11 protein-coding genes and 2 tRNA genes are annotated in these 13,112 nt (G+C 55.5%); all 13 read right to left on the bottom strand.

What is annotated here, in order from left to right; all coding sequences use genetic code 11:
- Nucleotides 1-242 precede the first annotated feature (242 nt).
- Nucleotides 243-2,336 carry a polyribonucleotide nucleotidyltransferase gene (gene pnp, locus ABNH10_RS06895; protein WP_349385235.1) on the bottom strand — a complete coding sequence of 698 codons (2,094 nt, stop codon included), beginning with the start codon at nucleotides 2,334-2,336 and terminating at the stop codon, nucleotides 243-245.
- Nucleotides 2,337-2,542: 206 nt separating this feature from the next.
- Nucleotides 2,543-2,812, bottom strand: coding sequence for a 30S ribosomal protein S15 (rpsO, locus tag ABNH10_RS06890; RefSeq protein WP_007148581.1), 270 nt, complete (start codon nucleotides 2,810-2,812; stop codon nucleotides 2,543-2,545).
- Nucleotides 2,813-2,894: 82 nt separating this feature from the next.
- Nucleotides 2,895-3,821, bottom strand: a complete 927-nt coding sequence (truB, locus tag ABNH10_RS06885; protein ID WP_349385234.1) for a tRNA pseudouridine(55) synthase TruB — start codon at nucleotides 3,819-3,821, stop codon at nucleotides 2,895-2,897.
- A gap of 14 nt (nucleotides 3,822-3,835) precedes the next feature.
- Nucleotides 3,836-4,249 carry a 30S ribosome-binding factor RbfA gene (rbfA, locus tag ABNH10_RS06880; RefSeq protein ID WP_349385233.1) on the bottom strand — a complete coding sequence of 138 codons (414 nt, stop codon included), beginning with the start codon at nucleotides 4,247-4,249 and terminating at the stop codon, nucleotides 3,836-3,838.
- A gap of 21 nt (nucleotides 4,250-4,270) precedes the next feature.
- Entirely contained in the window at nucleotides 4,271-6,994 is a 2,724-nt protein-coding gene (gene infB / locus ABNH10_RS06875) for a translation initiation factor IF-2 (protein WP_349385232.1), read from the bottom strand.
- Nucleotides 6,995-7,055: 61 nt separating this feature from the next.
- Nucleotides 7,056-8,564: a transcription termination factor NusA gene (nusA, locus tag ABNH10_RS06870; RefSeq protein ID WP_349385231.1), complete on the bottom strand. Its 1,509-nt coding sequence runs from the start codon at nucleotides 8,562-8,564 to the stop codon at nucleotides 7,056-7,058.
- A 40-nt stretch (nucleotides 8,565-8,604) separates the two neighbouring features.
- Nucleotides 8,605-9,060 (bottom strand): ribosome maturation factor RimP, encoded by a 456-nt coding sequence (rimP, locus tag ABNH10_RS06865; RefSeq protein WP_349385230.1) that lies wholly within the window; start codon nucleotides 9,058-9,060, stop codon nucleotides 8,605-8,607.
- A gap of 188 nt (nucleotides 9,061-9,248) precedes the next feature.
- Nucleotides 9,249-9,325 (bottom strand) — tRNA-Met (locus ABNH10_RS06860).
- Nucleotides 9,326-9,535: 210 nt separating this feature from the next.
- Nucleotides 9,536-9,621 (bottom strand) — tRNA-Leu (locus ABNH10_RS06855).
- 14 nt (nucleotides 9,622-9,635) lie between these two features.
- Nucleotides 9,636-10,079, bottom strand: a complete 444-nt coding sequence (gene secG, locus ABNH10_RS06850; protein WP_349385229.1) for a preprotein translocase subunit SecG — start codon at nucleotides 10,077-10,079, stop codon at nucleotides 9,636-9,638.
- 11 nt (nucleotides 10,080-10,090) lie between these two features.
- A complete protein-coding gene (tpiA, locus tag ABNH10_RS06845; RefSeq protein WP_349385228.1) occupies nucleotides 10,091-10,834 on the bottom strand; it encodes a triose-phosphate isomerase in 744 nt (247 codons plus the stop codon).
- Nucleotides 10,835-10,914: 80 nt separating this feature from the next.
- Nucleotides 10,915-12,249, bottom strand: coding sequence for a phosphoglucosamine mutase (glmM, locus tag ABNH10_RS06840; protein ID WP_349385227.1), 1,335 nt, complete (start codon nucleotides 12,247-12,249; stop codon nucleotides 10,915-10,917).
- Nucleotides 12,246-13,109, bottom strand: coding sequence for a dihydropteroate synthase (gene folP / locus ABNH10_RS06835; RefSeq protein ID WP_349385236.1), 864 nt, complete (start codon nucleotides 13,107-13,109; stop codon nucleotides 12,246-12,248). Before folP ends, glmM begins: the two co-directional genes overlap by 4 nt.
- Nucleotides 13,110-13,112 lie beyond the last annotated feature (3 nt).

Here is a 13,112-nt window from a genome sequence, read left to right as displayed (position 1 = left end):
AGTCCACGGAAACGTAGCATCTGGCATGGCGGCAGTGTCCTTGTTGTGTTGCTTGGTCGCACAAACAACTTAACTCGGTGCACTGTCCGCCCATACCTATTTCACTCTAATCCGCGATGAACCTTTTTTTTGCCGCCGGCCATGGCCACTAATAACGGCCTGCGTAAACCGGAGAGTCAATCACCGGACATAAAAAAAGGCCGGCAAATGCCGGCCCTTTTTTGGAAACTACAAGGCAGAGATTAATCTTCCTTCGCTTCCTTCATGGACAGCTTGATACGGCCACGTTGGTCCACATCAAGGACCTTGACCTTGATGATCTCGCCTTCGTTCACGTAGTCAGTCACTTTCTCTACGCGCTCTTCAGCGATCTGGGAGATGTGCAACAGACCTTCGGTGCCAGGCATGATCGCCACGAACGCGCCGAAATCCACTACCCGTGTCACCTTGCCTTCGTAGATCACACCCACTTCAGCTTCCGCAGTGATCTCCTCTACACGGCGAACGGCTTCATCGGCTTTTTCACGGGTTTCGCCGTAGATCTTCACGCTGCCATCGTCTTCGATATCGATGGTGCAGCCGGTTTCCTCGGTCAGCGCACGGATAGTTGCACCGCCTTTACCAATCACATCACGGATCTTGTCCGGGTTGATCTTCAGGGTCAGCAGAGTCGGCGCGTTGTCAGATACCTCAGAGCGGGACTCGGCAATCGCCTTGTTCATCTCACCCAGGATATGCAGACGACCCGCATTTGCCTGGTTCAGCGCCTTCTCCATGATCTCTTCGGTAATGCCTTCGATCTTGATGTCCATCTGCAGGGCAGTTACCCCACGGGCGGTACCGGCCACCTTGAAATCCATATCGCCAAGATGATCTTCATCACCCAGGATATCGGACAGCACCGCGTAACGGCCGTCTTCTTCCTTCACCAGGCCCATGGCAATACCCGCCACCGGGGCGGTCAGCGGTACACCCGCATCCATCAACGCCATGGAAGTGCCACACACAGAGGCCATGGAAGAAGAACCGTTGGATTCGGTGATCTCAGAGACCACACGAATCGTGTAAGGGAAGTCCTGCACGTTGGGCACAACGGCTTCCACACCACGGCGGGCCAGGCGACCGTGACCGATTTCACGGCGCTTGGGAGAACCGATGAAGCCCGTCTCTCCCACACAGTATGGAGGGAAATTGTACTGCAGCATGAAGTGATCCTGGTGGGACCCCTCCAGCGCGTCGATAAACTGCGCATCACGCATACCGCCCAATGTGGCAGTCACGATCGCCTGGGTCTCACCACGGGTGAATAATGCAGAACCGTGGGTTTTCGCCAGAGTACCCACTTGGCAATCAATAGCACGCACCGCATCCAAAGCACGACCATCGATACGCGGCTTGCCGGATACCACGGCTTCACGCACCACGCTCTTCTCGATCTTGCCGAACAGGTCTTTCACTTCACCGGATTCCGGCGCACCGTCTTCACCGGTGGCAAACTCGGCTACACAGGCATCACGCAGCTCGCCCACTTTGGCGTAACGGGCCATCTTCTCGGTAATGGTGTAAGCCTCGCCCAATGCCGCCGCGAACTTATCTTTGATCGCGACTTTCAGGGTTTCGTTCTGCTCAGCGGGTTTCCAGTCCCACGTTTCAGTGCCCACTTCAGCGGCGAATTCCTTGATGCCCTGAATCAGCGGCTGCATTTCCATATGGCCGAACAATACCGCGCCCAGCATTTGGTCTTCAGACAGCTCTTGCGCTTCGGATTCCACCATCAATACAGCAGGCTCGGTACCAGCAACAACAAGGTCCAGTGCAGAGTCGGCCAGCTCAGAGTAGCTCGGGTTGAGGATGTACATTCCATCCTTGTAACCCACCCGTGCAGCACCAATCGGGCCACTAAATGGAATTCCGGAAATTGACAGGGCAGCGGACGTACCGATCAGGGCAGCAATATCCGGATCGCGGTTCTTGTCAGATGACATTACCGTAGCCACAACCTGCACTTCATTCATGAAGCCCTTGGGAAACAGCGGACGAATCGGACGGTCGATTAGTCGGCAGGTCAGTGTTTCTTTTTCGCTAGGACGGCCTTCGCGCTTCAGGAAGCCACCGGGGATACGGCCGGTTGCGTAAGTCTTTTCTTGATAGTTGACGGTCAAGGGAAAGAAGTTCTTGCTCGGATCGGCTTCTTTTCTGCCCACTACGGTGACCAGCACTTCTGTGTCACCGATACGGACCATGACAGCGGCGGTTGCCTGGCGAGCAATCTGCCCGGTTTCCAGGGTTACGGTGTCACGGCCAAATTGAATTTGCTTGGTAATTTTATTGAACATATCTCGTCTCTTCTCACTTCTTCACGACAATCTTCGAGGCCCATGCCTCTTACATACACTCTTCTTTCGCTCACGCATGATAACGAGAAACGCAACACGCATCACCCAGTATCACGGCAGACGGCTGACGCCGGCCTTTCCCTTAGCCTAAAACAACAAAAGCCCGGCTATGCCGAGCTTCTGTTGTTGTAACGTTGACCCATGCCTTAGCGGCGCAGACCCAGCTTTTCGATCAGCTGCAGGTAACGGGTGCGGTCTTTCTTGGCCAGGTAGTCCAGCAGCTTACGACGCTGGTTTACCATGCGGATCAGGCCACGACGGCTGTGATGATCTTTCTTATGGCCTTTGAAGTGATCCTGCAGGCCATTGATGTTGGCACTCAACAGGGCGACCTGAACTTCCGGGGAACCGGTGTCGTTCTCTTTACGGCCGTGCTCTTTCAGGATCTCAGCTTTCTGTTCTACGGTTAACGCCATGGTGCTTCTCCAATATGCTCAGTATAGGGTCACGGCCAGCCATGCATATTTATAGCTGCCGTCCTTGATCAGGTGAAGTTCCTTAGGACGCTCCGCCTGCGATCAGACGACGGGGGGCAATCCGCCCGTCTTCCAATACTTCTCCGACACCCAGAAATTCACCACTGGATGCCTGATAAACGCTGACCCAGCCATCCAGTGGACGGTCTGAGGCCATCACTGGCTGCCCTTGCTGCAGGTAATAAGCAGCATTGTCACCCAGCTCAACGCGCGGCCAGTCTGCCACGCTGGTGGATAAAGGCAATAGCAGATCGTCGATCGCCTCAAAACCACCGGTTTCCTTGATCTTGCCCAACTGCTCCAGGGTCAGCATCCGCTCAGCCGGATAGGGGCCGGCGGACAAACGATGCAGCGCAGTGACATGCCCGCCGCACCCCAATTGCGCGCCCGTATCTTCCACCAGCGAGCGCACATAGGTGCCCTTGGAACAATCCACCTCGAACTCCAGCTCATCGCCGTCGATACGTAGAATTCTCAAATCGTAAAGGGTCACTGGGCGCGGCTTGCGCTCCACGGTGATCCCCTCACGGGCCAGCTTGTAGAGCGGCACACCTTCATGCTTGATGGCCGAATACATGCTTGGAATTTGCTCGATATCGCCCTTAAACGACAACAACGCCGCTTCAATCTGGGCGGCAGAGGCGGTCACTTCAGTCGTTTGCACCACATTGCCATCCGCATCGCCGGTTTCCGTGGTAACACCCAGCTTCGCGGTTACCCGGTAACTCTTATCCGATTCCAGCAGAAACTGGCTAAACTTGGTGGCTTCCCCGAAACAGATGGGCAGCATGCCGGTGGCCAACGGGTCCAGGCTACCAGTATGGCCGGCCTTAGCGGCGGCAAACATTTTTTTTGCCATTTGCAGGGCGCCATTGCTGCTCACGCCGGAGGATTTATCCAATAACAGGATGCCGTTGAGATCACGGCCTCTAGGACGACGCTTTGCCACCTGACAGCTCCGAGTTACTCGTTGTTTCCGGTTTCGTCGTCTTCCGGACGCAGGTCCCGGTCTTCTGCCCGGGCCTCATCAATCAATTGCGACAGATGAGCAGCCCGCTCCGGAGTCATGTCGTAGTGGAAACGCAATTTAGGGGTAGTGCGGGTATTCAGGCCCTGGGCCAGGCTGCTGCGCAGAAAACCGCTGGCCTTGGTAAGCACCTCTTCGGCTTCTGCGCCAGCCTCTTCGCCCTGCCCCAGCAAGGTGAAATACACCTCCGCATAGGACAGATCACGAGAAACCGTTACATCCTGGATCGTCGCCAGATTGACCCGTGGGTCCTTCATTTCGAACTGCAACAACCGGGACAATTCACGCTGAATCTGGTCAGCGATACGGTCGGTGCGGTTAAAGCCCTGGGGGCGGCGATGACGGCTCATAGCGAGTTCGGGCACACTCCTTTACAGGAAGCGCGCCACCTCCTTCACTTCGAAGACTTCAATCTTGTCGCCTTCTTTCACGTCGTTGTAGCTCTTCACCGCGATGCCACACTCCATGCCGTTACGCACTTCAGGCACATCGTCCTTGAAGCGACGGAGGGATTCCAGCTCGCCTTCGAAGACCACTACATCGTCGCGCAGAACGCGGATAGGACGGTTACGGTACAGCGTACCTTCCACCACCATACAACCGGCAACAGCACCGAACTTGGAAGAACGGAACACGTCGCGCACCTGAGCCACACCAAGGATCTCTTCGCGTTTTTCCGGTGCCAGCAAACCACTCATGGCCTGCTTCACATCGTCAATCAGCTCATAAATCACGCTGTAGTAGCGCAGATCGATGCCTTCCTGCTCGCAGGTTTTCTTGGCCTTGGAGTCTGCACGAACGTTAAAGCCCAGCAAAACACCTTCACTGGTCATCGCCAGGTTAACGTCGGATTCATTGATCGCACCCACGCCGCTGGAAACCAGATTCACCTTCACTTCGTCAGTACCCAAATCATTCAGGGCACTGGTCAACGCTTCCAGTGAACCGCGCACATCGGTCTTCAACACGATGTTAACGGTTTTGGTTTCTGCGCTACCCATGTTTTCAAACAGATTTTCCAGCTTGGAAGCCTGTTGACGCTTGAGCTTGAGCTCACGGTCACGTTCCTGACGAAACTCAGCCACTTCCCGCGCCTTACGTTCGTCTGTCACAACCTGGATCTGCTCACCGGCTTCCGGTGCGCCATTCAGGCCCAGCACTTCCAGCGGAATAGAGGGACCCGCTTTTTGGATTGGCTGGCCATTCTCATCGATCATCGCTCGCACACGGCCAAAGTGAGCACCGGCCAACAGCATGTCACCGATCTGTAACTCGCCACCCTGAACCAGAATGGAGGCCACCGTACCGCGACCTTTTTCAATACGGGACTCGATAACCACACCGGTAGCAGAACCGGATGCCTGCGCCTCCAGCTCCAATAATTCGGATTGCAGCAAGATGGCATCTAGAAGGTCATCAATGCCTTCGCCGGAATGAGCCGAGACATTGATGAACTGATATTCGCCACCCCACTCTTCCGGGATCACATCTTTGGTCGCCATTTCATTACGCACGCGATCCGGATCAGCTTGCTCTTTATCAATCTTGTTGACCGCAATAATGATCGGCGCGCCGGATGCTTTCGCGTGGTTGATCGCTTCTTCGGTTTGTGGCATCAAGCCGTCATCGGCCGCCACCACAATCACCACAATATCCGTGGCTTTGGCACCACGAGCACGCATGGCCGTAAAGGCCGCGTGACCCGGCGTATCGAGGAAGGTGATCATGCCTTTCTCGTGCTCAACGTGGTACGCACCGATGTGCTGGGTAATACCACCCGCTTCACCGCTTGCCACCTTGGCTTTACGGATATAGTCCAGCAGGGAGGTTTTACCGTGGTCTACGTGGCCCATGATGGTAACAACGGGCGCACGGTGCTCGGAATCAACGCTATCGCGAGTAACCAAGTCCGCCGCAAGGTGATCTTCAAGCAGCTCTTCTTGGCCCTTGCTGGCAATGGGCTTGTGGCCCATCTCTTCTACCAGCAAGAAGGCAGTTTCCTGATCGATCGGCTGATTAACCGTGACCATTTCGCCCATTTTCATTAGAGACTTAATCAACGACTTGGCCTTGACGTTCATACGTTGGGCCAAGTCGGTCACAGTAATGGTATCTGGAACTTCGACTTCGTAGATTTTCTTCTCCGTCGGCGTTTTAAAGCCATGCTGCTTATTCATGGAGCTTTTCATCTTGCCGTGCACAACGCCTGCCACCTTGGGCTTGCGACGACGACGGCGAGACTGGCGCTCTTCACGCTGATAGCTGGCTTCTTGGGCGGCATTAACAATGGACGAACCCTTGTCCTTGTCTTCTTCGGCAGCAGGTTTCTTCTCTTCCTGCTCACCGCGCTGTTCCAGCTCAGCGGCGATACGGGCCGCTTCTTCAGCGGTGCGGCGAGCCGCTTCTTCTTCCGCTTTCTTGCGGGCCTCTGCTTCCTGCTTGCGCTTGGCTTCGTCAGCTTCACGCTGCTTGCGCTCGGCTTCTTCGCGTTTGGCTTTTTCTTCCGGCGTTTCTTCCTTCGCAGGCTTCTTGGTTGCAGAAACCTTGGGCACAGAAACACGTTTGTTCTTTTCTTCTGCCGCTTTTTCACCAGCAGCCTTACGTTCCTGCTCGGCTTTGGCGCGCGCTTCATCTTCCTTCAACCGTGCCGCTTCATCATCGGCAGCACGCTTGGCAGCTTCTTCTGCCGCTCGCTTCTCTTCTTCTGCCGCTCGCTTCTCTTCTTCTGCGGCTCGCGCCGCTTCTTCAGCCGCCAGACGCTCCGTTTCTTCGCGCTCTTCCGCTTCCAACACATCGCGCTTCATGTAGGTGCGCTTCTTGCGCACCTCCACGTTCACGGTTTTGGACTTGCCGGCAGCGCCGGTGGTCTTGATGGTGCTAGTGGACTTACGCTTCAGTGTGATTTTCTTTCCACTACCTTCGTCCTGGGCACCATGAGACTTGCGCAGATGCGCCAGTAGCTGCTGCTTTTGTTCATCGGAGACCACTTCGCTGGCATCGCCATGGGGCAACCCTGCGTCTTTCATCTGCGTAAGCAGCTTCTCGACGGGCGTCCCTACGATGTCGGCCAGTTTCTTTACGGTCGTTTCTGCCATGTCAGCAACACTCTCCTGTCCGTCTCTGATGGTGCCTGCTTGATCAGCCTGGAATGGGCACTTATGCCCCGGCTTCGTCTTCACCTTCAAACCAGGGCGCCCGCGCAGTCATAATCAACTCGGCTGCACGCTCTTCGCTCAGGCCTTCAATTTCCAGCAGGTCATCCACTGCCTGTTCGGCGAGGTCTTCCATCGTGACAATGCCACGGGAAGCCAATTCAACGGCCAACTCGCGATCCATCCCTTCCATGTTCAGAAGGTCTTCCGCAGGTTCGGCCTGGTCAAACTTCTCTTCAGATACCAGGGCTTTGGTCAGCAGCGCATCTTTGGCACGCTGGCGCAAAAGCTCCACGATTTCTTCATCAAAACCATCAATTGCCAGCATCTCTTCCTCGGGCACGTAGGCCACTTCTTCGAGGGTTGAGAAACCTTCATCAACCAGCACCCCGGCTACATCTTCGTCCACATCCAATTCATTCATGAACGTTTGCAGGGCCTGCTCCGCTTCTTCTTCCTGCTTGCTCTCAGCGTCATCAATGGTCATGACATTGAGTTCCCAGCCAGTCAATTCAGACGCTAGGCGAATGTTCTGGCCGCTACGACCGATGGCCTGGGCCAGTGCAGATTCATCTTCAACGGCGATATCCATGGAGTGGCTTTCTTCATCCATAACAATGGAGGCCACTTCTGCCGGCTGCATGGCATTAATCACTAGCTGTGCCGGGTTATCGTCCCACAGGACGATATCAATACGCTCTCCAGCCAACTCGTTGGAAACAGCCTGAACACGCGCACCGCGCATGCCTACGCAAGCGCCAACCGGATCAATACGCTGATCGTTGGTCTTCACGGCAATCTTGGCTCGGGACCCTGGATCACGAGCAGCGCCTTTAATTTCGATCAGCTCTTCACCGATCTCTGGCACTTCAATCTTGAACAACTCCACCAGCATGTCAGGGCAGGCACGGCTGGCGAACAACTGCGGGCCTCGGTTCTCTTCATTCACGCCTAACAGATAGGCACGAACGCGATCATTCTGGCGAACCGCTTCACGGGAAATCATGTGTTCTCGGGTAATCAGCGCTTCGGCATTGCCACCCAAGTCCAGCACGATGGAGTCACGGCTGGCTTTCTTTACCGTGCCACTAACCAATTCGCCAATACGATCACGGTATTCTTCAACAATCTGACGACGCTCGGCTTCACGTACCTTCTGTACGATAACCTGCTTGGCAGTTTGCGCAGCAATACGACCAAAGGCTTCGGATTCAACTTCCTCTTCCCAGATGTCCCCGATCTGCAGCGACGTATCCTGCTCGTGGGCTTCATCCAGTGTCAGCTGCTTGCCAAATTCGTAGAGCTCTTCGTCAGGCACAACGTGCCACACACGAAAGCTGCGAGCATTGCCGGACACCCGGTCAATATCCACACGAATTTCTACGTCTTCTTGTTTGAAACGTTTTTTGGTAGCCGCCGCGAGTGCCAATTCAATGGCCTCGAAGATCACGTCTCGGCTTACACCTTTTTCGTTTGATACCGTTTCCGCTACCAGCAGGATCTCTTTGTTCATGGCCAGGCCTTTACAAAGACTAAAGTTCTTCAGGACATGCTCAGTTGAAGCGGGGCTGCAACCGGGCACGATCTACCTGACTGTAAGGAACACGCAAGGTTTCGCCGTCCAGCTCCACCACCAGCGTATCGCCGTCCACGGCCACGATGGCCGCCGTCATTTTACGCTTGCCGCTTACCGGTGCCAGCAACTTGAGTTGCACATGTTCACCGATGTAATCGACATACTGCGTAATGTCGAACATGGGGCGATCCATTCCCGGCGAGGACACCTCAAGATTGAACTCACCAGAGATAGGATCTTCCACATCCAGCACGCCGCTCACTTCGTGGCTCACGGCCGCGCAATCATCTACTGAAATACCTTCTGCGTGATCAATGAACACACGCAAAACAGCCGCGCGCCCCTGGATGTATTCCACACCCCAGAGCACGAAGCCCAGATCTTCCACTACTGGAGCCAACAGCTCCGTTAACTGCTCTGTGCGTTTAGACATAAACCTTTCCGACGGTACAAACAAAAAATGGGCCCGAGGATGCAGCCGTAATTGCAGCTTTTCCTGCAACGACCGCGGATCCACCGCCCATTCCCACTAACCGGGTCGGTTTGCAGATAACAAAAAGCCCCTGCTAGAGGGGCTTTTTGTCCGCTTTGAACCAGAGATGTTTTTCTGGTTCATCTAAGTGGTAGCGGGGGCAGGATTTGAACCTACGACCTTCGGGTTATGAGCCCGACGAGCTACCAGACTGCTCCACCCCGCATCAAAATCGAGCGCAAATAATACTCAGAGGCGCCTGCTCTGTCAAGGCATTATCGAAAAAGTATTTATTTTTCGAAGCCTTAGCATCAGGAAAAGCCACAGAACCTGATGCTGATCAGCCACTCAGGCCGATCTCAGAAAAAATCGATAATGCACACCGATCTTTCCTTACGCTTCACTGACAACGCTCGCCAGCAAAACGTTCCCTAATTGGTGCCGAAGGCCGGACTTGAACCGGCACGAGCGAAGCTCACTACCCCCTCAAGATAGCGTGTCTACCAATTCCACCACTTCGGCAAAGAACGCTTAACTTACTGCTCCGACTGAGGCACCTCAGTCGGGGCCGGGGATTCTACCTCAGCTTGAGGCACATCCGAAACTTCTTTTTCCCCTTCTTTGGCATCCGGGGCCACAGGCACCTCGGTCATGCCGGCCGGAACTTCCGACTGAGCCTCGTCAATAACAGGCACATCCTGGTGTTCAACGGTTTCCAGCTCCGGCAAAAAGCTACGGCTGCTGTCCGCTTCCTGACGCGCCATCCACGCCAAAACCAAGCTGGTCACGAAGAACAGCGCTGCCAGCACCGCCGTAGCGCGGGTAAGAAAATTAGCCGACCCGGCACTCCCAAAAACAGTTTGAGAACCGCCGCCGCCGAAGGAAGCACCCGCATCAGCGCCTTTACCGTGCTGAATCAGCACCAGACCAATTAACCCAAGGGCTGCCAGCACGTGCACTACATGAACAACAATATCCATAACGTCTCTAATTATTCCGCCGCCTGACAGATCGCAATAAAGCTGTCGGCTGTTAACGATGCCCCACCGATCAGACCCCCATCGATGTCTGACTGGGCAAATAGAAGGGCGGCATTATCCGCCTTTACACTGCCGCCGTAAAGCAACTGCAGTGATTGAGCGATATCCGGGTCGTTTTCAGCCAAAGACTGGCGCAAACAAGCATGGACCACCTGGGCCTGCTCCGGGCTGGCTGTCTTGCCAGTGCCAATCGCCCAGACCGGCTCGTAAGCTACTACTGCACGAGCAAATGCCGCGATACCAACCCCATCAATCACCGCCTGCAATTGTCCACAGACCACCTCCACGGTGCTATCCGCTTCACGCTCTTGCAGGGTTTCCCCCACACAGAGGATGGGGGTAAGCCCAGCCGCCTGGGCGCGAGCGAATTTGCCTGCGATTGCAGCATCCGTCTCCCCATACAGTGCACGGCGCTCGGAATGGCCAATAATCACGTAGCCACACCCCATCTCGGCCAGCATTGGCGCAGACACCTCTCCCGTAAAAGCGCCATCCTCTCGCTCACTCACGTTCTGGCCACCAACACCAATCGTCTCCGGCATCGCAGATCTGGCCGCAGCCAAATACGGGAAAGGTGGACAGATAACCACCTCGGCAGCACCAGCGTAGCCCGCCAGAGCGTCTGCCATTTCGGCAAGCAAGTCCTTGCGCCCGTTCATTTTCCAGTTGCCCGCAACCAGAGGGGTTCTATTCATTATTGTCTCTCTTATCTGTTACTCGCTCACGCGCAATGGACATTCACGCCATGTATTGCGTGAAGCCTGCTGCGTGCCGCTTAATTAATGGCCTTTTCCACCACTTCGGCCAGCTCACGGCACAGGCTTTCCACCCGATCCGCATCCTTGCCTTCAATCATTACCCGCACCAATGGTTCAGTGCCGGAGGGTCGCAGCAGGATACGGCCATTACCGGCCAGCTTTTCTTCTACCTCTGCCATGGCCGCCTGCACATCCCCGTTCTCCATAAAGCCCTCACGGTTAGGGCCACGCACATTGATCATCTTCTGGGGGAGCATGGCCACGTCTGCGACAGACTCGGCCAAGCCTTGCTTACGACGGGACAAGGCCGCCAACACCTGCAATGCCGAGACGGTTCCATCCCCCGTGGTGGTGCAATCCAGGCACACCAGATGCCCGGAGGATTCTCCGCCGATGCTCCAGCCACGCTTATCCAACTGCTCCATGACGTAGCGATCGCCGACATTGGCCCGCACAAACTCAATGCCTTCAGCTTGCAGCGCCAGCTCCAGGCCGAAATTGGACATTAGCGTTCCCACGACCCCATCCATTTTCACGCCGCTCTCTTTGCGGTCGCGGGCCACCACAAATAACAGTTGATCACCGTCGACCAAGTTACCCGCGTGATCGACCATCAATAACCGATCCGCATCGCCATCCAGCGCCACACCAAGATCGGCTTTTTCTTCCAGCACCTTGCGCTGTAGCGCCTCGGGATGAGTGGAACCACAATCGCGATTAATATTGAAGCCGTCTGGCCGATTCGCCAGTGGCACCACGGTGGCACCCAGCTCTTCAAACACATCAGGGGCAATGTGGTAGGCCGCACCGTTGGCGGTATCCACCACAATCTTCATGCCATTAAGATTCAGCCCAGGCGCCGTGCTTTTGCAAAACTCAATATAACGACCACGGGCATCATCAATACGCCGCACCTTGCCGATCTGATCCGTGGACACCACCGTCATTTGCTCATCCAGCAAGCGCTCGATCTCCAGCTCAATTTCATCATTGAGCTTGCGACCATCCGCTCCGAAAAACTTGATGCCGTTATCGGTATAAGGGTTATGAGACGCAGAAATCACAATGCCGGCTTGAGCCGAAAGTGTGCGCGTGAGATAAGCAATCCCGGGGGTGGGCAACGGCCCCAACAAGCGTACATCCACTCCGGCTGCGGAGATCCCCGCCTCTAAGGCTGACTCAAACATATAACCGGAAATACGGGTATCTTTACCGATCAAGATTTTGCTACCACCACGAGCCGCTAGCACCTTACCGGCGGCCCACCCCAGCTTGAGCACAAAATCGGGCGTAATGGGAAACTCGCCCACGGTGCCTCGCACCCCGTCGGTGCCGAAATATTTGCGCGTCATGACAACTCCTTTTGCGCTTCTCGTTGTGATTCCCTAACCGCATGGGCAAAACGCACCACGTCCACGGTTTCTTTAACATCGTGGGCGCGCACAATGCTTGCACCGCGTTCTACGCACATTACGGCCGCCGCCAGGCTGCCTGGCAATCGTTCGCCCACATCGCGCCCCAACACTTTGCCGAATAAAGATTTCCGCGACACCCCAATCAGAATAGGCAACGCTAAGGCCTGAAGCGCGTCCATCTCATACATAAGCTGCAAATTGTGCTGTAAGGCCTTGGCAAACCCAAAGCCTGGGTCCACCAGCAAGCGATCGCGGGAAATACCGGCCTGCTCACATGCGCCGATGCGCTCACGCAGCAAGGCGATCACCTCATTAGTAACATCATCGTAACGGGGGCTATCCTGCATGGTGCCGGGCTCGCCCAGCATATGCATTAGACAAACCGGAAGCTGACTGGCCGCTGCTGCTTGCATGGCGTCGGGGCGACGCAAGGAACGCACGTCGTTGATCATGCTTGCGCCAGCAGCGGCCCCATCACGCATCACCGCAGCAGTGCTGGTGTCCATGGAAACCAACGCATCCAATTCACGGCTTAACGCTTCAACGATGGGAATAACCCGATCGAGCTCATGTTGCTCAGATACCGGTGTGGCACCGGGTCGAGTCGACTCCCCTCCCACATCAATGATCGCCGCACCATCACGCAGCATCTGCTCTGCCTGACGCAGCGCTGCATCGCGCTCGGCAAAACGGCCACCATCAGAAAAAGAATCGGGGGTCACATTGAGGATACCCATAACCACAGGCGCGGACAGGTTCAGTGTCCGCGCCCCACAGCTAAGCGTCTGTTGATGCATCAT

This window comes from Alcanivorax sp. (assembly GCF_040119285.1).
GTDB lineage: Bacteria > Pseudomonadota > Gammaproteobacteria > Pseudomonadales > Alcanivoracaceae > Alcanivorax.
Note: the sequence above shows the minus strand (reverse complement) of the source record. Positions and strands in the feature narration are given on the sequence as shown.

Bases quoted from the DNA above. Each gene is read 5' to 3' on its own strand.
- folP (WP_349385236.1), bottom strand. From the start codon at position 13,109: ATGCATCAACAGACGCTTAGCTGTGGGGCGCGGACACTGAACCTGTCC.
- glmM (WP_349385227.1), bottom strand. From the start codon at position 12,249: ATGACGCGCAAATATTTCGGCACCGACGGGGTGCGAGGCACCGTGGGC.
- tpiA (WP_349385228.1), bottom strand. From the start codon at position 10,834: ATGAATAGAACCCCTCTGGTTGCGGGCAACTGGAAAATGAACGGGCGC.
- pnp (WP_349385235.1), bottom strand. From the start codon at position 2,336: ATGTTCAATAAAATTACCAAGCAAATTCAATTTGGCCGTGACACCGTA.
- infB (WP_349385232.1), bottom strand. From the start codon at position 6,994: ATGGCAGAAACGACCGTAAAGAAACTGGCCGACATCGTAGGGACGCCC.
- rimP (WP_349385230.1), bottom strand. From the start codon at position 9,060: ATGTCTAAACGCACAGAGCAGTTAACGGAGCTGTTGGCTCCAGTAGTG.
- rpsO (WP_007148581.1), bottom strand. From the start codon at position 2,812: ATGGCGTTAACCGTAGAACAGAAAGCTGAGATCCTGAAAGAGCACGGC.
- nusA (WP_349385231.1), bottom strand. From the start codon at position 8,564: ATGAACAAAGAGATCCTGCTGGTAGCGGAAACGGTATCAAACGAAAAA.
- secG (WP_349385229.1), bottom strand. From the start codon at position 10,079: ATGGATATTGTTGTTCATGTAGTGCACGTGCTGGCAGCCCTTGGGTTA.
- rbfA (WP_349385233.1), bottom strand. From the start codon at position 4,249: ATGAGCCGTCATCGCCGCCCCCAGGGCTTTAACCGCACCGACCGTATC.